Source organism: Flavobacterium sp., from assembly GCF_036405015.1.
Lineage (GTDB): Bacteria > Bacteroidota > Bacteroidia > Flavobacteriales > Flavobacteriaceae > Flavobacterium.
The window spans coordinates 54,903-73,601 of record NZ_DASWYK010000064.1; the positions used below are offsets into that span (position 1 = coordinate 54,903).

At 35.1% G+C, this 18,699-nt stretch carries 13 protein-coding genes; 10 read left to right on the forward strand and 3 right to left on the reverse strand.

Annotated elements, in window-relative coordinates; translation table 11 throughout:
* Window positions 1-16: 16 nt before the first annotated feature.
* Window positions 17-865, reverse strand: a complete 849-nt coding sequence (locus VGE71_RS05410) for an SDR family oxidoreductase (RefSeq protein WP_331137389.1) — start codon at window positions 863-865, stop codon at window positions 17-19.
* A gap of 388 nt (window positions 866-1,253) precedes the next feature.
* Between VGE71_RS05410 and VGE71_RS05415 the strand changes: the two genes are divergently transcribed.
* Genes VGE71_RS05415 through VGE71_RS05435 form a run of 5 tightly spaced genes read left to right on the forward strand, consistent with a single transcriptional unit; the run spans window position 1,254 to window position 7,819 of the window.
* The gene (locus VGE71_RS05415; RefSeq protein WP_331137390.1) at window positions 1,254-2,468 is read left to right on the forward strand and encodes a hybrid sensor histidine kinase/response regulator; all 1,215 of its coding nucleotides are present in this window, start codon (window positions 1,254-1,256) and stop codon (window positions 2,466-2,468) included.
* A gap of 15 nt (window positions 2,469-2,483) precedes the next feature.
* Window positions 2,484-6,050, forward strand: a complete 3,567-nt coding sequence (locus VGE71_RS05420; protein ID WP_331137391.1) for a response regulator — start codon at window positions 2,484-2,486, stop codon at window positions 6,048-6,050.
* 17 nt (window positions 6,051-6,067) lie between these two features.
* The gene (locus VGE71_RS05425; protein ID WP_331137392.1) at window positions 6,068-6,433 is read left to right on the forward strand and encodes a response regulator; all 366 of its coding nucleotides are present in this window, start codon (window positions 6,068-6,070) and stop codon (window positions 6,431-6,433) included.
* Window positions 6,434-6,440: 7 nt separating this feature from the next.
* Entirely contained in the window at window positions 6,441-7,253 is an 813-nt protein-coding gene (locus VGE71_RS05430) for a protein-glutamate O-methyltransferase CheR (RefSeq protein WP_331137393.1), read from the forward strand.
* The gene (locus tag VGE71_RS05435) at window positions 7,232-7,819 is read left to right on the forward strand and encodes a chemotaxis protein CheB (protein ID WP_331137394.1); all 588 of its coding nucleotides are present in this window, start codon (window positions 7,232-7,234) and stop codon (window positions 7,817-7,819) included. The genes VGE71_RS05430 and VGE71_RS05435 overlap by 22 nt, the downstream gene beginning before the upstream one ends.
* Here VGE71_RS05435 and VGE71_RS05440 read toward each other — a convergent pair.
* A complete protein-coding gene (locus VGE71_RS05440) occupies window positions 7,816-8,574 on the reverse strand; it encodes a porin family protein (protein ID WP_331137395.1) in 759 nt (252 codons plus the stop codon). The two genes, VGE71_RS05435 and VGE71_RS05440, sit on opposite strands and share 4 nt — an antisense overlap.
* Window positions 8,575-8,584: 10 nt before the next feature.
* Window positions 8,585-9,709 (reverse strand): hypothetical protein, encoded by a 1,125-nt coding sequence (locus tag VGE71_RS05445; protein ID WP_331137396.1) that lies wholly within the window; start codon window positions 9,707-9,709, stop codon window positions 8,585-8,587.
* 247 nt (window positions 9,710-9,956) lie between these two features.
* On the opposite strand from VGE71_RS05445, the gene VGE71_RS05450 reads away from it, so the two are divergent.
* The 5 genes from VGE71_RS05450 (at window position 9,957) to VGE71_RS05470 (ending at window position 18,645) form a co-directional block, all read left to right on the forward strand.
* Window positions 9,957-10,280, forward strand: coding sequence for a DUF6660 family protein (locus VGE71_RS05450; RefSeq protein WP_331137397.1), 324 nt, complete (start codon window positions 9,957-9,959; stop codon window positions 10,278-10,280).
* Between the two features lie 120 nt (window positions 10,281-10,400).
* On the forward strand, window positions 10,401-13,541 hold the full coding sequence (locus tag VGE71_RS05455; protein WP_331137398.1) for a CusA/CzcA family heavy metal efflux RND transporter: 3,141 nt from the start codon (window positions 10,401-10,403) through the stop codon (window positions 13,539-13,541).
* Between the two features lie 21 nt (window positions 13,542-13,562).
* Window positions 13,563-14,822, forward strand: coding sequence for a TolC family protein (locus tag VGE71_RS05460; protein WP_331137399.1), 1,260 nt, complete (start codon window positions 13,563-13,565; stop codon window positions 14,820-14,822).
* A 16-nt stretch (window positions 14,823-14,838) separates the two neighbouring features.
* A complete protein-coding gene (locus tag VGE71_RS05465) occupies window positions 14,839-16,101 on the forward strand; it encodes an efflux RND transporter periplasmic adaptor subunit (RefSeq protein ID WP_331137400.1) in 1,263 nt (420 codons plus the stop codon).
* A 543-nt stretch (window positions 16,102-16,644) separates the two neighbouring features.
* Window positions 16,645-18,645, forward strand: coding sequence for a heavy metal translocating P-type ATPase (locus tag VGE71_RS05470; RefSeq protein WP_331137401.1), 2,001 nt, complete (start codon window positions 16,645-16,647; stop codon window positions 18,643-18,645).
* Window positions 18,646-18,699 lie beyond the last annotated feature (54 nt).

The window sequence follows — 18,699 nt, forward strand, 5'->3', positions numbered from 1 at the left end:
CTTTGTGGTTAAAAAATTACCCACCAACTAATTCCCCTCCATTAATGTGAATAAATTGTCCAGTAATGTAACTACTGTCTTCGCAGGCCAAAAATACATAGGCAGGCGCTACTTCAGACGGTTGTCCAGCTCTTTCCATCGGATTGTCTTTTCCAAAATCGGATAGTTTGTCAAAGCTGGCGACAATCAGCGGTGTCCAGATTGGGCCTGGCGCAATACCGTTTACACGTATTTTTTTCTTAGCCAGCATACTCGAAAGCGATCTTGTAAAACTGACAATTGCACCTTTTGTACTAGCATAATCGGCGAGATGTTCGCTTCCGCGAAAAGCAGTTACAGACGTTGTATTGATAATCGTATCGCCTTCTTTTAAAAATGGAAGAGCTGCTTTTGTGATATAAAAATAAGGGTAAATATTGGTTTCAAAAGTTTTATGAAGTTGTGCTGAGGTTATTTTTTCCAATTCGCTTTGCGGAAATTGAACAGCAGCATTATTCACAATAATATCGATATGTTTAAAAGTGGTGTGGCATTTTTTTATAGCAGATTTACAGAATTTTTCATCCTTCAAATCGCCACTTATCAAAAGACATTGCTGTCCTTCTTTTTCAATCATTTTTTTGGTTTCAAGAGCGTCTTTGTCTTCTTTCAAATAAACGATAGCAATATTGGCACCTTCTCTGGCAAAATGAACGGCAACGCTTCGACCGATTCCGCTGTCTCCGCCAGTGATAAAAGCTGTTTTTCCTAATAATTTACCGCTTCCAACATAATTCTCTCTAATGATTTCCGGCTCTGGATTCATCATATGTTCGTTGCCGGGAAGATTTTGTTTTTGTTCGGGGAATGTTTTTATCTTTTTCATGATTTGTCTCTTTTTAAACATTTTTTCTCACTTAAAATTAGCTCATAAAAGAACTTTGAGTTGTCCTAAAAGAAGTTTTGTTTGCCTCAATAAAAATAAAACATATAAAATTGTATGAAAATACACTCAATAGTAAGAAATGTTAAAATAACAGGAAATTTTCTAATAACTTAAGTATCATTCTAAAGCCTATGATTTTTAAACAAAAGTGGGAATTGTGTAAAATATTTTATTTTAGATAAAAAACCCGCTCGTTTATTTTTTTATACATTTGAGAATTTACATGCCATTTTAAAGACTTACTTATTCAAATTATTAAAAAAATAGGAAAATTTTTATATTATTTAAATTCAATCATTTTGACTTACAACAGATTTAAACTCCAGACATGGTATTAATTGTAGACGATATAAGGGCCAATATTATTGCCTTAAAGAAAACATTAGAGCTGCATAATATCGATGTTGATAGTGCCGAATCTGGGGAAGAAGCTTTAAAGAAAATTCTAAAAACAGATTACTGCCTTATTATTATGGACGTTCAAATGCCAGGACTTGATGGCTTTGAAGTGGTAAAGATTCTTTCTGGAAACCAACGTACCAAAGATATTCCGGTTATTTTTCTTTCGGCTCTTAATACCGAAAAGAAATATATTTTTAAGGGTTATGAAACAGGCGCTGTAGAGTACATTACAAAACCCGTAGACTCTGATTTGCTGATTTTAAAAGTAAAAACTTTCATTAAAATCTACGAACAGCAAAATGAACTCAAAGTAATGAAAGACCTTCTTTCTAAAGAAATTAAAATTAGAAAAGAAGCGCAGGACAATCTGGAAATTAAAATTGCAGAAAGAACAAAAGAACTGGTTCAGAAAAATGAAGAACTGGAGCTTCGAAACCATGAATTACAGCAGTTTTCATGGGTAGTTTCGCATGATTTGAATGAACCAATCCGAAAAATTCAGATTTTTATTAAAATTATAAAAGACCTTTATCTCAAAACCGATGATAAAGCAATCGATTACGTAAATCGAACTATAAAATCGGCAGAAAGAATGCAGACTTTAATTACCGATCTTTTGGCTTATTCGAGACTTTCGGCTCAAGTAAAACCAGAAAAAACAGATTTAAATGAAGTTTTGCAAGAAGTTCTATCCGATTTTGATTATCTGATTGAGAATAAAAGTGCTGAAATCAAAACTAATGAACTTCCGACGGTTGATAGTATTCCGAGTCAGATGCGTCAGGTTTTTCAGAATTTGATTGGAAATGCATTGAAATTTTCAGGAAGTGAAGAAAAACCAGTTATAGAAATTACGTCTGAAATTATTGTAGAAAAATCTTTTGATAGCCCAACATCGCCAGAAGGACATTTTTGCAGAATCACCGTAAAAGATAACGGAATAGGTTTTGACGAAATTTATCTCGATAGGATTTTCATTATATTTCAAAGTTTAAATGACCGTCAAACCTACGAAGGAACCGGAATTGGACTAGCAATTGCCAAGAAAATCATAGAAAAACATAACGGATTAATTACCGCCAAAAGTAAACAAGGAGAAGGTGCAAGTTTTATAATTGTACTGCCATTAACCAATAAATAAAAGTATAGAATCTTTATGCAGAGCAATTTTAAAAGAAATTTATTAATAAGTTCACTTGTCTCACTACTTGTACTCACAATTAGTTCAGTTGCTTCATTTATTAGTATCAAAAGCTTATTAAGCAGTAATTTTTGGGTCAATCACACTCAAGATGTAATTTACAATTTGAATGAAGGTTCATCAATTATTACAGAAGCGCAAACCAGTATGCGTGGTTATTTGCTTACGGGCGACGAGCAATTTGTAGATCGCTTCAATGATGCTGAAAACAGATCAAATGCTTATTTTGAAAAGTTAGATGAGCTTACTGCTGATAATCCTTCTCAGAAAAAATTATTAGAAACCTTACGAGATAAACGTTCCGGGTTCTTTAAATACTTAAATAATCAAATCGTCAAAAAGCGTTTAAGCAAACAAACACTGATCTTCGACTTGAATGAAGGCCGAAACATGATGAACGAAATGAGAGCGATCATCAAAAAAATTGAAAATACAGAACAAAAACTTTTAGAAGAACGTAACTCGAATTCAGAACGTTATGGTACTTATAGTTTGACTTTGATCGTTATTGCTTTTTTTATTGCTTTTATTATATCAATTGTCTTTTTAGCTAGAATTCTGAAAGATTTTAACGAAAGAGCTTTATTACAACAAGAATTACTGAAGAAAGATAAAGAAACAGCTGAAAGACTTCAAGTAATTGGAGGTATTGCTACACAAATTTCAAAAGGAAACTACGACGTACAGATCGATGATCGAAAAGCGGATACTCTTGGTGCGCTTGGAACTTCTATTCATGAAATGAAAGATTCTTTGAAAAGTTCGTTCGAATTATTGTCTCAAAAAGAATGGTTGCAATCTGGCGTTGCTTCGCTAAATGATAAAATGCTGGGCGAAAAAACGATGCAGAAATTATCTAAAGACGTAATCGAGTTTTTATGCCAATATACCAACAGTAGTGCCGGTGTTTTATATGTTTTGGATGGAGAAGAAATGGCAATTTCTGGCGGTTATAGTTATATTCCAAGTAAAAATCGCGAAAGAATTAAAAAAGGGGAAGGCTTAATTGGTCAGGCAATTGTTTCTGGTAAAATGTTAGAATTGAAAACTTTATCTCCAGACGATATTCAGATTAATTATGCTTTAGGAGAAATTAAACCAACTCACATTGTGGCGCTTCCGCTAATGGATTTCAAAGTAGAAGGAGCAGTAGAATTGGCTAGTATTTATGGTTTTTCTGTATTGCAATTAGAGTTTTTACAATTAGTAGCCAATAATATCGGAATTGCGTTAAAAGCAACGCAAAACCGTAAAAGAGTAATGGAACTCTTGGAAGAAACCAAATCGCAATCGGAAGAACTTCAAATTCAACACAGCGAATTGGAAGCTATCAATGCGGAATTGGAAGCACAAACTGAAAAATTACAAGCATCGGAAGAAGAACTTCGCGTACAACAGGAAGAACTGGAGCAAACCAACGAAGAACTTTCTGAAAGAAGTGTTTTATTAGAAGAAAAAAATACCGAAATCCAAAAGAAATCAGAAGCACTGGAGTTAACTACACGTTACAAATCAGAGTTTTTGGCCAATATGTCGCACGAATTAAGAACTCCGCTGAATTCGATTTTATTATTAAGCCGTTTGTTGTCTGAAAATAACAACAAAAACATGAATAATGAAGAAATTGAGTTTGCAAAAGTAATTCAGAGTTCAGGAAACAGTTTACTTGGATTAATTGATGAAATCCTCGATTTATCTAAAATTGAAGCGGGTAAAATGGATTTGGAATTCTTGGATGTTTCTACCAAGGAAATTGTAGACAACCTTCATAACTTGTTTTTCTTAGTGGCAAAAGAGAAAGGAATTAATTTTCAAATTATTTCTAAAGATGCTCCAATTGTTATCAAAACAGATAAAATGCGTTTGGAGCAAATTCTGAAAAACTTGATTTCGAACGCGATTAAATTTACAGAAAAAGGAACTGTTTCTCTTGAAATAAAAGTAGATTCGGACAATGACAAAGTGATTTGCTTTATCGTAAAAGATACAGGAATCGGAATTCCGTTAGAAAAACAACCCTTAATTTTTGAAGCTTTCCAACAAGCCGACGGATCAACAAAACGTAAATACGGAGGAACAGGTTTAGGATTGTCAATCAGCCGTGAACTTGCCAAATTATTAAGAGGAGAAATTGTGCTTCACAGTAAAGTAAACGAAGGAAGTACGTTTACGTTATGTCTGCCAGTTTTAGGATTTGCTGTAAATAAAGTTTCTGTTACTAAAATTCCAGATGTAGAAGTAATTGAGGAAGAATATGGAAACGAAGAAGCAAGACCAAGATATATCAGCGAAGTGGTGCCTGCAGAAATTGAAGATGATCGTGATTCTATTGTAGAAGGTGATAAAGTTATTCTAATTGTTGAAGACGATATCAATTTTGCAAAATCACTTTTGGCTTTTACTCAGAAAAAAGGATACAAAGGAATTGTAGCCGTAAGAGGAGATTATGCTTTAAACTTTGCTTTAATTTATAAACCAATCGGAATTCTGTTGGATATTGAACTTCCAATTAAGAGCGGTTGGGAAGTTTTAGAAGAATTAAAAAATCATTCTCAGACCAAACATATTTCGGTACACATTATGTCTTCGCACAAACTGAAACAGGAAAGTTTGCTAAAAGGTGCTGTCGATTTCTTAGACAAACCAGTAGCTTTTGATAAAATTCCAGAAGTTTTTATGCGTATCGAACACATCATTAATAAAGAATCTCAAAAGGTTTTAATTATTGAAGATAACCCGAAACACGCAAAAGCATTGGCGTATTTCTTAGAAACTTACAATATCAATTCGGAGATAAAAAGCGAAGTTTCAGCAGGTTTATCTGCCTTAGGAAAACAAGAAGTAGATTGTGTGATTTTGGATATGGGAATTCCAGATAAACAAGCGTATGAAATCTTAGATGGCGTTAAGAAAAGTCCAGGATTAGAAAATCTTCCAGTAATTGTATTTACAGGGAAAAGTTTATCAATCAAAGAAGAATTGAAAATTAGAAAATACGCCGATTCAATTATTGTAAAAACAGCACATTCTTACCAAAGAATGCTTGATGAAGTTTCGCTTTTCCTTCATTTAGTAGAAGAAAAGAAAGATGGAAATAATAAAAAAGAAAGTCCTAAAAAGCTCAATTCACTAAACAATATTTTGTTTGAGAAAAAAGTATTGATTGTAGATGATGATGTTCGTAATATTTATTCACTTTCTAAAGCTTTAGAAGCTTTTAAAATGAATGTTATTACAGCATTTGATGGAAAAGAAGCGATTAAAATTTTAGATGAAAATCCAGATACAGACGTTGTATTATTAGATATGATGATGCCAAATATGGATGGTTACGAAACAGCTGAAAAGATAAGAAGTAATCCTAAATTTCTTAACTTAGCCGTAATTGCTGTAACTGCCAAAGCGATGACAGGCGACCGTGAGAAATGTATTAAAGCGGGAGCTTCAGATTACATTACAAAACCTGTAGATGTTGATCAATTGTTGTCGTTGCTAAGAGTTTGGCTGTATGATAAAATCTAATTTTTAAAGCGCTGTAAATGGGAAATAAACGAGTGTTGATTGTAGACGATGATTCTAGAAATATTTTTGCTTTGGTAAATACTTTAAAAGCAAGATCTTTCGAGTGTTTGTCGTGTTTAAGTGCCGAAGAAGCTTTAAAAATATTAGCAAAAGACAGCGAGATTGATGCTGTTTTAATGGATATGATGATGCCAGAAATGGATGGTTACGAAGCGATTCCGCTTATCAAAGCAATTCCGATACAAGAAAAAACCTTTGTCGTTGCTGTAACAGCACAGGCAATGGCTGGAGATAGAGAAAAATGTTTAGAGGCTGGGGCAGATGCATACATCTCAAAACCCGTAGATGTTGATAAATTACTTCAAATCCTGGGGGAAATTTAAATGAATTATGATTGAAGATATTGAATTAGAAACTCTGATAAATGAAGTTTACGAATACTATGGTTTTGATTTTGGAAGTTACTCCAGAGCCTCGCTGAAAAGACGCGTAAGTCGAGTTTTTTATTTGGATGGATTTAAGCATTTTCATGAGTTTTTGTCAAAAGTCCGTACAGATGAGGATTATTGCAAAAGAATGATTGATGAAATTACGGTGAATGTAACAGAAATGTTTCGCGATCCGTCTTTTTATATGACACTTCGAAAAGAAATTTTGCCTTTATTGGGAACCAAACCCTTTATTAGGATATGGCATGCAGGATGTTCTACAGGCGAAGAAGTATATTCTATGGCTATTATGTTGAAAGAATTAGGTTTATTGCACAAATCCATATTGTACGCAACAGACATTAATTCATCCGTTTTGGAAACAGCAAAAAGTGGTATTTTCCCGCTCAGAATGATAAAAGATTATGCAGATAATTATCGGGATTCTGGAGGGCAAGAAGATTTCTCCGATTATTACATTGCCAATTACGGCTTTGCAAAATTCAATGATAACCTTTCTGAAAAGATGGTTTTTTCACAACATAATTTGGTTTCAGACACTTCTTTTAATGAGTTTGATCTGATTTTATGCCGCAATGTTTTAATTTATTTTGATAATAATCTACAGCAAAGAGTCGTTAAGTTATTTGATGATAGCCTTGCTGTTTTAGGGTTTTTAGCCCTTGGTACAAAAGAAACTATAAAATATTCTATATCTCCAACCAAATACAAACAATTTGATAAAGAGAAAATATGGAGGAAAATAAAAGAATAAAAGATTGTAAAGTAGTCATAATAGGAGGTTCAGCTGGAAGTTTGCAGGCATTACTGCAAATTTTGCCGTTTATAGAAAATGCTGTTTCTTTTGCTATTGTTATTGTGGTGCACAGAAAAAATTCAGACGAACAAACCTTAGAAGATTTGATTGCTTTAAAATCAAAAATCAAAGTAAAGGAAGTAGAAGATAAAGTGTCGTTAAAGCCTGGCTTTATTTATATCGCGCCTTCGAATTACCATTTGTTATTTGAAAAAGAGGAAACGCTTTCATTAGATACTTCAGAAAAAATAAACTACAGCAGACCAAGCATAGATGTTGCTTTTGAATCTGCTGCCGAAATATATGGTTCTCATTTAATTGGAATATTATTATCGGGCTCTAATTCTGATGGAACAGTCGGAATGAAAGCCGTTAAAGAAGCAGGCGGAATAACTGTTGTACAGAATCCTCTTTCGGCAGAAATGTCGTTTATGCCCAACAATGCTATTTTGCATGTTGCGCCAGATTTTATTTTAAAAACAGAAGAAATTCTTGAATTTATAAAAGAAATCAATCAGGATTAGTTTTGATTTTCTGGTAAAATTACTTTATTCGTTTCGGCATCTTTTTCAGCTCTTTTTTGTGCCGCTTTTCCTTTTCCAATAGGAATTCCAGCGGTTAGATAAAGAGATCGATTGTAAACATTTGGGCCATCTCCTTTCATAACAGGAACCAATCCATAGTAGTATTGAATGGTAATATTTAATCCGTTGCCAATATTCATGTGATAACCTGTTCCAAAGGCAATCCCAGCGTCAATTACACGAATTTCATCTCTGATTTTTTTCTTGTAAGTAACATCATTTTTATTGATTTCATTCGAAAATTCATCAAAAGCAGAAGCAAGGAGTCCTAATTGAGGCCCTGTTTTTAGATAAATTCTATTTTTGAATTGGTATTTGATTAAAATCGGAACATTAAAATAACGAATTTCTCTATTTACAGTACCACCAGCAAAAGTGTTGTCCAGATTTGCATCGTCTAAAGAATAAACCGGAATATGTCGCGCGCCCATTGGTGATTTTACAATTACGCCCGTATTAATCATCCAAGCAGGATTTTTTTTGGAACGAACATCAAAATAAAAACCAAGATTAAAACCAGGATTTAGACCAGAACTTTCTAGATTTGAAATATCAGAAAGATTCAATCCGCCTTCAAGACCAAATTCCAAAAAAGGAGAATTCAGTTTGTCTCCAAAAATCAAGGATATTAAAACTTGCGATTTCGCTTGATTGATGCAAAAGAGAGCGAGAATTATGTATAAACCTTTTTTCATAAAATCGGATTTATAGTCCAAATCGATATTGAACACCGCCTAAAACTTGTGTTCGGCTTCCTAGAAAACCACCTTCAACTCTAAACATTAGATGCGGGTTTAATTGATATTGTGATCCTATAATAAAGTTCCACATATCTTTTGGTCTTTTTTGAAGTGAATATTGCACAGATGACGAACCTGCAGTACTAAGAGCGCCATCTAAAGTTGCCAAAAGGTTTCCGGCACTTTCTAAGGCTCGATTGGCAGTATTATGTTTGACTACATTAGAAGGATTTTTTTGCTCAGCAGGAGTAAGGCCATTCCACCAATTATCGACTTGAGTTTGATTTTCTGCTACTTTTGTTAAACCATTGTCCACTTTTTCTTGAGCATTACTTAAATCAATAAAATTAGATAAAGGTAAATCTCCGTTGGTATCTCCGGAAATATGAACACGGAAACCACCAACCCAAAATGCAATATTTTGATTTTTATCTCTAAAAGGTTTAAAAGTTTTTCCTAATCGTGGACCAAAGACATACGAAAAAGCGGGTTTATCAAGCGAACTAATATCGGTCCAAGACATGTTCATATCCAGGGCGAGCCATCCGCCACCAATACCAACTGTAGGTGTCATACCCAAACCAAATGTAGTGGCATTAAAATTAGCTTTTGTACTAAAACTAGCTATTTGCGACCAATTATTATCGGCATCAGGAATCCAAATTCCAGCATTTATTTTGGTTGCTGTATTTGCTTTTCCCAAAATGCCATAAATGTTTAGGAACGGAAGTAGCCAAATATCAGGACGAATAGTGATTGCACCAGCTTCGACATGAGATTTATCAAATCGTACAATTTCATCTAGACTGAACATTGGTCCATTGTTGAAACCAACTTGAAGATCATTGATTACGATTTGAGAATCCTGCCAAAAATAATTGACGGAAAGTCCAGCAGAATAAGGAAGTTTGTAGCCTTTTTGAGCCACTTTTTCTCCCCAAATGGGTAATGCATACGGATATTCTACGACTTTTAGACTGTCTTTTAATTGTTGGTTTTTTTCTCCTACGATTTTGTCAGTGTAGACCTGACCGAAAAATTGAACACTAAATAATAAGAAAAAGGCTGATATTAGTTTAGTACATTTCATTGATTAAATTGTTTATAATTAATAAAACTGCGTAAAATAAATAGGGCTTATGTATTCTTATACTATATTTCGGCTGTTAATTTTTGTTTCCTAGGCGTAGAGTTTTAGAATAAAAAAGAAGTTAATTAGTGTTAAAGTTAACTAAAAAATCTTTTCCTGAATATAAAATTTTAATAAAAGTATTTCGTTACCAGTTGATTAACTTTTTTTTTGAAAAGGAAAACAATAAATTATTATTTTTACAGACATGAAATGGATAGCAATTATAATGTCAATTTATTTGATGGCACTTTCAAATATGCCTTGTGCAGATATGGAAGTGAATAGTGCTATGCATAAAACAGCCCAATTTGCAAGCGAGGACAATCATTCTCACGATAAGGACAATGATTTATGTTCTCCATTTTGTGCCTGTAATTGCTGCGGAGCGCAGGTTTTAAGTTATCAAGCTCCTTTAACTTTTGAGTTTCCTAAAACCTACACTCAAATTTCAATTCCTTTACCCAATTATAATTCTGTTTTTATTTCCAATTTCTACGGAAGTATTTGGCAACCCCCTCAAATAGTATAATGATTAAGCCTGTTCAGTTCCGATAAATATCGGAATCGAAAACGGGCGAGAGAGTTGTGGACTTTCCACACGTTTAAAGGCAATTTAGTTGTCTAATTTCTCACGTCATTATAAAATCAAATGTTAGATAAAATCATTCAGTTTAGTATACGAAACAAATTCGTTATACTACTATTTACCCTTGTGTTGATTGCTTGGGGAAGCTATTCGCTTAAAAAATTACCGTTGGACGCATTGCCAGATGTAACCAACAATCAGGTTCAAATTATCACGACTGCGCCAACATTGGCAAGTCAGGAAGTCGAACAATTAATTACATATCCACTTGAAAGAGCTGTAAAAACAGTTCCCAATGTGATAGAACTCCGCAGTATTTCCCGTTTCGGATTATCGGTTGTAACTGTCGTTTTTGAAGATGACGTTGATATTTACTGGGCGCGCGAACAGATATTTCAGCGTTTAAAAGAAGCCGAAGAGAATATTCCAGCCTATGTAAATTCTCCTGAATTAGCACCCATTTCTACTGGATTGGGAGAAATCTATCAATATGATGTTTACGCAAAAAAAGGTTACGAAAACAAATACAGCGCAGTAGAATTACGAACCATTCAAGATTGGATAATTATTCCGCAATTGCAAGGGATTAAAGGCGTTGCCGAGGTAAGTACTTGGGGTGGAAAACTCAAACAATTCGAAATCGCCGTAAATCCAAATATGCTCAATAGTTTGGGCGTTACGATTACCGAAATTTTTGATGCCTTAGCAAAAAACAATCAAAATACAGGTGGCGCTTATATTGAAAAAGACCAATATACCTATTTCATTCGTGGTGTCGGAATGGCAAAAGGCATAAAAGACCTAGAAAATGTAGTGGTAAAAAACCGAAACGGTTCGCCAGTTTTGGTTCGAAATGTAGCGCAGGTTCGCGAAGGCGTTGCGTTGCGTTACGGAGCATCAACAAAAGACGGAAAAGGAGAAATCGTTTCGGGAATGGTTTTGATGCTGAAAGGAGAAAACTCTAGCGCTGTTGTAAATCGGGTTCACGAAAAAATGGCTCAGATTAACAAAAGTCTTCCAGAAGGAGTTGTTGCCGAAGCCTTTATTGATAGAGGAAAACTCGTAGAGAATTCCATAAAAACAGTTGCTAAGAATTTATTGGAAGGCGCTTTAATCGTGATTTTCGTTTTGATTTTATTCTTAGGAAATCTTCGCGCGGGATTAATTGTCGCTTCTGTTATTCCATTAGCGATGTTGTTTGCTGTGATTCTGATGAATGCCTTTGGCGTAAGCGGAAACCTTATGAGTCTTGGCGCGATAGATTTCGGAATCATAGTCGACGGAGCTGTCATTATTGTCGAAGCCACTATGCATCATCTGCAGAAATTCAAAAACAAAAAAGAATTGACTCAGGAAGAAATGGATGAAGAGGTCTATAATTCGGCTTCCAAAATCAGGAATAGTGCCGCTTTTGGTGAAATTATCATTTTGATTGTTTATCTGCCAATTCTAGCTTTAATTGGAACAGAAGGAAAAATGTTCAAACCAATGGCGATGACAGTTGGTTTTGCCATTATTGGTGCTTTTATTCTTTCTCTGACCTATATTCCGATGATGAGCGCTTTGTTTCTTTCAAAGAAAACAGAACATAAAGAGAATTTTAGCGATCGCATGATTGCCTGGCTAGAAAATCGTTATACGCCATTATTGAAAAAAGCTTTAGAATTTAAAAAAATAGTGCTTTCTATTGCCGTTGGATTATTCACTTTGGCGTTTATCATTTTCCAAAATATGGGAGGTGAATTTATTCCAACAATTGAAGAAGGTGATTTGGCAATTAATGCAACAATTATGACGGGAAGTTCGCTTACGCAGATGGTTGAAACGACGACCAAATACGAACAGATTCTTAAAGCGAAATTCCCTGAAATCAAAACGATTGTAACCAAAATAGGAAGCGGTGAAATTCCGACCGACCCAATGCCGATTGAAAGTGGCGATTTGATTATTGTTCTAAAAGACAAAAAAGAATGGAAAGGCAAATACCATAATTGGGAAGAACTCGCAAATGCCATGAAAGAAGAAATGGAAATTATTCCAGGAGCGAATATCGAAATTTCTCAACCCATTCAGATGCGTTTTAACGAATTAATGACAGGAAGCCGATCAGATATTGCCATCAAAATTTTTGGTGATGATTTGGAAATCTTGGATGCAAAAGCAACCGAATTGATTTCGAAAATAAAAGGAATTGAAGGAATTGGAGATTTAAAAGCCGATAAAGTAACGGGATTGCCACAAATTACAATCAAATACGATTACGATAAAATCGCGCTTTACGGATTGAATATTTCGGATATCAACCAAATCATTCGTTCGTCTTTTGCGGGAGAAGTGGCTGGAAAGATTTACGACGAAAGCAAACGGTTTGATGTTGTAGTAAGAATGGACGAGAACAATCGTGGCGATATTACGGATGTCAGTAATTTGTTTATTCCGCTTCCAAATGGCCAACAAGTACCGCTTTCTCAAGTTGCTTCTGTGGAATATGAACAAGGTCCTGTGCAAGTTATACGCGAAGACGGAAAACGAAGAATTACCGTTGGTTTAAACGTTCGCGGAAGAGATATTAAAAGCATTGTAGAAGAAATTCAGGCTAAACTGGATAAAAGTTTCAAACTTCCTGCGGGTTATTACGTAACATATGGAGGACAATTCGAAAACCTAATTGAAGCCTCGAAAAGACTTTCAGTTGCCTTGCCAATTGCTTTAGGGCTGATTTTGGTTTTGCTGTATTTCACTTTCAAAAGTGTCAAACAAGCGTTGCTGATTTTTACAGCAATTCCGTTATCTGCTATTGGAGGTGTTTTTGCACTTTCGCTGAGAGGAATGCCGTTTAGTATTTCGGCTGGAATTGGTTTTATAGCCTTATTCGGAATCGCAGTTTTAAACGGAATTGTTCTTATTTCATATTTCAATCAATTAAAATCTGAAGGAATTTCAGATGCATTCCAACGAATCCTTATTGGGACTAAAACCCGTTTGCGTCCTGTTTTAATGACCGCAGCCGTAGCTTCATTAGGATTTATGCCAATGGCGTTATCCACAAGTGGCGGGGCAGAAGTACAGAAACCATTAGCAACCGTAGTAATCGGCGGCTTAATCTCAGCAACTTTATTGACTTTAATCGTTTTGCCGATTTTGTATTTATTGCTGGAGAGATTTAACCGCAAAGAGCGCAAAGATTTACGCGAAGAACGCTAAGAAATTAAAAAAAAGAAAAGAATGAATTCAATATATAAAATACAGTATAAAACCTTTGCGAACTTTGCGAAAAAAACCTTGCGAACTTTGCGGTTAAATGCGTGGTTAAGCACATTTCTATTAGCAAGCACTGCAACATTTGCACAACAATCAATCAGCCTAGAAAAAGCAATAGAACTTGCCAAATCAAACAACATCGACTTAAAAATAGCCGATAAAGAAATCGAAAAACAAACGGTTCTTAAAAAAGCGGCTTTTCAGCCAGATCCGCTTCAAGTGCAATATCAAGGCGGTCAGTTCAATAGTGTTGATTATGATCATAATGTTTCGGTACAACAGTTTTTTCCGTTAGGAAACATCACAAAAGCCAATCGACAATTGCAAGAACAACTGGCAAAATTGGCCGAAAAACGAAAAGTATTGTCTTCGTATGAAATAGAAAAAGCGGTGACTTTGGCGTATTATCAATATTTGTATGGAATTTCAATTCAAAAATTAAACTCAGAATTGAATGAGATTTATACGAAATTTTTAAAGAATGCCGAATTACGTTTTAAAACCGGTGAAAGCGGAAACATTGAAGTCATCAGCGCCAAAGCCAAAGTCAAAGAAATTGAAACGCAGAAAGCACAGTTAGAATATGATTTGGCTATTTATCAAAAGCAATTGCAGTTTTTCATTCAGACCAATGAGAATATTGTTCCAGACTCAAATACTTCTTTGCAATACACTTTTATAGAAAATGGGCAAAACACAAAAGCCGAGACTTTGATGACCGATTTTTACAATCAGCAGATTACGGTTTATCAAAAAGAAGCGGGAACATTTAAAGCTTTGCGTACGCCAAAAGTTGGTTTAGGCTATTTTGCTCAAACCATAAATACCGAATCTTTGTTTCAAGGTTTTACGGCAGGATTACAGATTCCGCTGTTTGGAGGCGTTAATACCACCAAAGCAAAAGCGGCAGAAATCAGTATTTCGCAGTCACAATTGGCTTTAGTTAAAAACAAAATGATTTTGAATCTGCAAAGAGAAGAATTGCAAAACAACTTCGAAAAACAACAGAAGAATTTGGCTTATTTCCAAAATGAAGGATCACAATATGCGAATCAGATTATTGAAACGGCTCAGAAAAGTTATGCCAATGGTGATATGAGTTATTGGTCGTATATCAGCTTTTTAAATCAGGCCATTGATATTAAAAAACAATTTGCAGAGGCAACGCACAGCTACAATCAAAGTGCTATCGAACTTCAATTTCCAACCATTAAGAGTAATTAAAAATTAAAAATTAAAAATGAAAAATATATCTAGTGATTTAACCGCAAAGCACGCAAAGACAAAGCGTAAAGTTCGCAAAGAAATTAAACTTGGCGTGCTTTGCGTAATCTTAGCGCTCTTTGCGGTTACCTTTCAAAGCTGTAATGAAAAGAAAACAGAAGAACCACAGCAAGAAGAAAAAGAAACGACTGAAGTTGCTTTAACCACTTCGCAATACAAAACCGTCGGAATTGAAACAGGAATTGTAGAAGATCGAAATCTAAATAAAATCATCAAGGCAAATGGTTACACAACAGTCCCTCCGCAGAACTCTGCTGAGGTTTCGACTTTGATTGGCGGAACAGTAAAAGACATTTTTGTTTTGGAAGGAACATTCGTAAACAAAGGAAAAGTTTTGGCCACTATTCAAAATCTGGAAGTTATCGGAATGCAGGAAGATTACCAATCGGCTATTGCGAATGTTGAATATCTACAATTAGAATACAATCGCCAGAAAACGTTGAGTGATGAAAATGTAAATCCGAGAAAAACTTTTCAGGAAGTAAAAGCCAAATTAGCGGCTGAAAAAGCTCGTGCGCAAGCAGCCAAAAATAGACTCGATGCTTTGCATGTAGACGTAAAAGGAACAACATCGGTGGTGCCAATTGTTTCTCCGATAAATGGTTTTGTGGGGAAAATCAATATTGCGAAAGGTGCTTTTGCAAACACAGGAGTTTCGCTTTTTGAAGTCGTTGATAACAGTCAGATGCATTTAGATTTGAATGTTTATGAGAAAGATTTGGGCTCGATTTCTATCGGGCAGGTAATTGACTTCGTATTAACGAATCAGTCCAATAAATCAATTAAAGGAAAGATTTTCGGAATCAATAAATCTTTCTCTAACGAAAGTAAAACCGTTGCTGTTCATGCCAAAATTGATCCAGCCGACGCCAAAGACTTGATTCCGGGAATGTACGTTTCGGCAAATATTAATATTATAAACGCGACAGTTCCAGCATTGCCAAAAGATGCGGTGGTGAAAAATGCAGATAAATTCTATGTTTTTATTCAAGAAGAAAATCATGCTGAAGAAAAACACGAACACAAGGAAGGTGAAAAAGAAGAAGCTCACGAAGAAGAAATTCATTTTAAAGCGATAGAAGTAATTCCAGGAACAACAGATTTAGGTTTCACAGAAGTGAAATTTGTAAATGATGTTCCTTCCAATGCTAAAATTGTAACGAAAGGTGCATTTTATCTGCTTTCAGCAATGAAGGGCGGAGGAGAGCATTCTCACTAGTGTTTTTTGAAGGTGCTAAGATTCTAAGTTGCTAAGGTTCTGAGGCTTTTTATGCTGTAGTCAAATATGCTCGCAAAGACGCAAAGTCTCTTTTTATATAGGAATAAAATATACTCGCAAAATCGCAGAGTTGCAAAGTTTTTGAATTGCCTCCAGCTTTAGCTGGAGGTGTTCAATAAGAGAATTTAAATGGCTTTAGCCAAACTTACGATTTTAGGCTAAAGCCATTGACACTAGCTCCAAATAATCTCCAGCTAAAGCTGGAGGCAATTGATATTTCTCTCATTTTTGTCATTTCGACGAAGGAGAAATCTCCGCGAGAAGCTCGACAAAGATTGGCGAAACGCTGTGAGGAGTTGCTTACGGAGATTTCTCCTTCGTCGAAATGACAAATAGTGTGGTTAACCTTAATTAAACAAAAAAAACTTAGTGCCTTTGTGTCTTTGTGGCAAAAAAACGATACAAATTGCTTAAATTTAGAACATAATTTTCAACAAAGTTTCCAGAGTCCAAAACTTGAAACTTGAAACCTGAAACTCAAAAATGATACATCAAGATAAAGAAATAAAAAATACAAAATCTAAAACCAAACCTTCCTGTTGTTGTTCTCATGACGAGCCTGTACATTCTGATCATGACGGGCATGATCACGGAGGGCATGACCATGAACATAATGTCGAAGGGGGGCTTTTTAAAATGTTTCTGCCATCGATTATATCTTTTGTTTTATTGATAATCGGAATTGGTTTTGATAACTATTTTCCGCAAGAATGGTTTACGGGATATGTTCGAATTGTATGGTATGCGATTGCGTATCTTCCAGTTGGGCTTCCTGTTCTTCGAGAAGCTTATGAAAGTATAGTTAAAGGAGACGTTTTTTCTGAGTTTTTCCTAATGTGTATTGCGACAATTGGTGCTTTTGCGATAGGCGAATATCCAGAAGGTGTTGCGGTTATGCTGTTTTATACGATTGGAGAAACCTTTCAAGGAATGGCAGTTAGTAGAGCAAAATCGAGTATCAAAAGTCTGCTCGATCAGCGACCTGATGAAGTACATGTTTTAGAAAACAATGTGGCTGTAAAAGTCAAAGCTAAAGATGTTTCTATTGGAGCTATTATTCAGCTTAAAGCAGGAGAAAAACTTGGGTTGGATGGCGAATTATTATCCGATTCGGCTTCGTTTAATACCGCGGCTTTAACAGGAGAAAGTAAACCTGATACCAAGAAGAAAGGTGAAACCGTTCTGGCTGGAATGATTAACGGAAATACAATTACCGAAGTAAAAGTTACCACTGCTTACAATGATAGCAAATTATCTAAAATTTTGGAGTTGGTTCAAAATGCCACAACCAAAAAAGCGCCAGCAGAATTGTTCATCAGAAAGTTTGCTAAAATTTATACGCCAATTGTGGTTTATTTAGCAATTGCAATTTGTTTGGTTCCGATGCTTTTTGTAGATAATTATGTTTTTACAGATTGGTTGTACAGAGCTTTGGTTTTCTTGGTAATTTCTTGTCCTTGTGCGTTGGTTATCAGTATTCCGCTCGGTTATTTTGGAGGAATTGGGGCTGCAAGCAAAAACGGAATCTTATTTAAAGGAAGTAATTTTCTAGATAGCATTTCGACGATTCAGAATGTTGTGGTTGACAAAACGGGAACGATGACCGAAGGTGTTTTTAAAGTGCAGGAAGTTGTTGTAAAACCTGAATTTGATAAAGACGAAATCTTAAAATGGGTTAATGTTTTAGAAAATAAAAGTTCACATCCTGTTGCAACAGCGATTCATAATTATGTCGGTCCGATTGATCCTGCGGTAGAATTAAAAGATATCGAAGAAATTTCGGGACATGGATTAAAAGCTTCTTACAATGGAAAAGAATTGTATGTTGGGAATTTTAAACTTCTAGATAAGTTCAATATTTCGTATGATATTGATCCTTCAACAATAGTTTACACCACAATTGCTATTGCATATGATGGAAAGTTTGCAGGTTATTTAACCATTGCAGATGAAATTAAAGAAGATGCCAAAGAAACCGTTTCGAAACTAAAATCTTTAGGTGTAAAACTGACTATGTTAAGCGGTGATAAATCTAATGTGGTGCAGTTTGTGGCTGATAAACTTGGAATTACTAAAGCTTTTGGAGATTTGCTTCCAGAAGATAAAGTCAATAAAGTCAACGAAATTAAATCCAAAAACGAAACGATTGCTTTTGTTGGAGACGGAGTAAACGATGCACCTGTAATTGCTTTAAGCACAGTCGGAATTGCAATGGGAGGTTTAGGAAGCGACGCCGCAATCGAAACCGCAGATGTGGTTATTCAGGATGATAAACCAAGTAAAATTGCAATGGCAATCAATATCGGAAAACAAACCAAAAAGATTGTTTGGCAGAATATTATTTTAGCTTTCGTTATAAAAGCTTTTGTTTTAATTCTTGGTGCAGGCGGATTGGCAACTATGTGGGAAGCTGTTTTTGCTGATGTTGGTGTAGCGTTATTAGCGATTTTAAATGCGGTTCGAATTCAGAGAATGAAGTTTTAAAAGATTATTTGAAATATACAGAAAAGCCCGATTCATTTATTTGAATTGGGCTTT

Bases quoted from the DNA above. Each gene is read 5' to 3' on its own strand.
- VGE71_RS05420 (WP_331137391.1), top strand. From the start codon at position 2,484: ATGCAGAGCAATTTTAAAAGAAATTTATTAATAAGTTCACTTGTCTCA.
- VGE71_RS05465 (WP_331137400.1), top strand. From the start codon at position 14,839: ATGAAAAATATATCTAGTGATTTAACCGCAAAGCACGCAAAGACAAAG.
- VGE71_RS05450 (WP_331137397.1), top strand. From the start codon at position 9,957: ATGAAATGGATAGCAATTATAATGTCAATTTATTTGATGGCACTTTCA.
- VGE71_RS05460 (WP_331137399.1), top strand. From the start codon at position 13,563: ATGAATTCAATATATAAAATACAGTATAAAACCTTTGCGAACTTTGCG.
- VGE71_RS05445 (WP_331137396.1), bottom strand. From the start codon at position 9,709: ATGAAATGTACTAAACTAATATCAGCCTTTTTCTTATTATTTAGTGTT.
- VGE71_RS05435 (WP_331137394.1), top strand. From the start codon at position 7,232: ATGGAGGAAAATAAAAGAATAAAAGATTGTAAAGTAGTCATAATAGGA.
- VGE71_RS05430 (WP_331137393.1), top strand. From the start codon at position 6,441: ATGATTGAAGATATTGAATTAGAAACTCTGATAAATGAAGTTTACGAA.
- VGE71_RS05440 (WP_331137395.1), bottom strand. From the start codon at position 8,574: ATGAAAAAAGGTTTATACATAATTCTCGCTCTCTTTTGCATCAATCAA.
- VGE71_RS05470 (WP_331137401.1), top strand. From the start codon at position 16,645: ATGATACATCAAGATAAAGAAATAAAAAATACAAAATCTAAAACCAAA.
- VGE71_RS05415 (WP_331137390.1), top strand. From the start codon at position 1,254: ATGGTATTAATTGTAGACGATATAAGGGCCAATATTATTGCCTTAAAG.
- VGE71_RS05410 (WP_331137389.1), bottom strand. From the start codon at position 865: ATGAAAAAGATAAAAACATTCCCCGAACAAAAACAAAATCTTCCCGGC.
- VGE71_RS05455 (WP_331137398.1), top strand. From the start codon at position 10,401: ATGTTAGATAAAATCATTCAGTTTAGTATACGAAACAAATTCGTTATA.
- VGE71_RS05425 (WP_331137392.1), top strand. From the start codon at position 6,068: ATGGGAAATAAACGAGTGTTGATTGTAGACGATGATTCTAGAAATATT.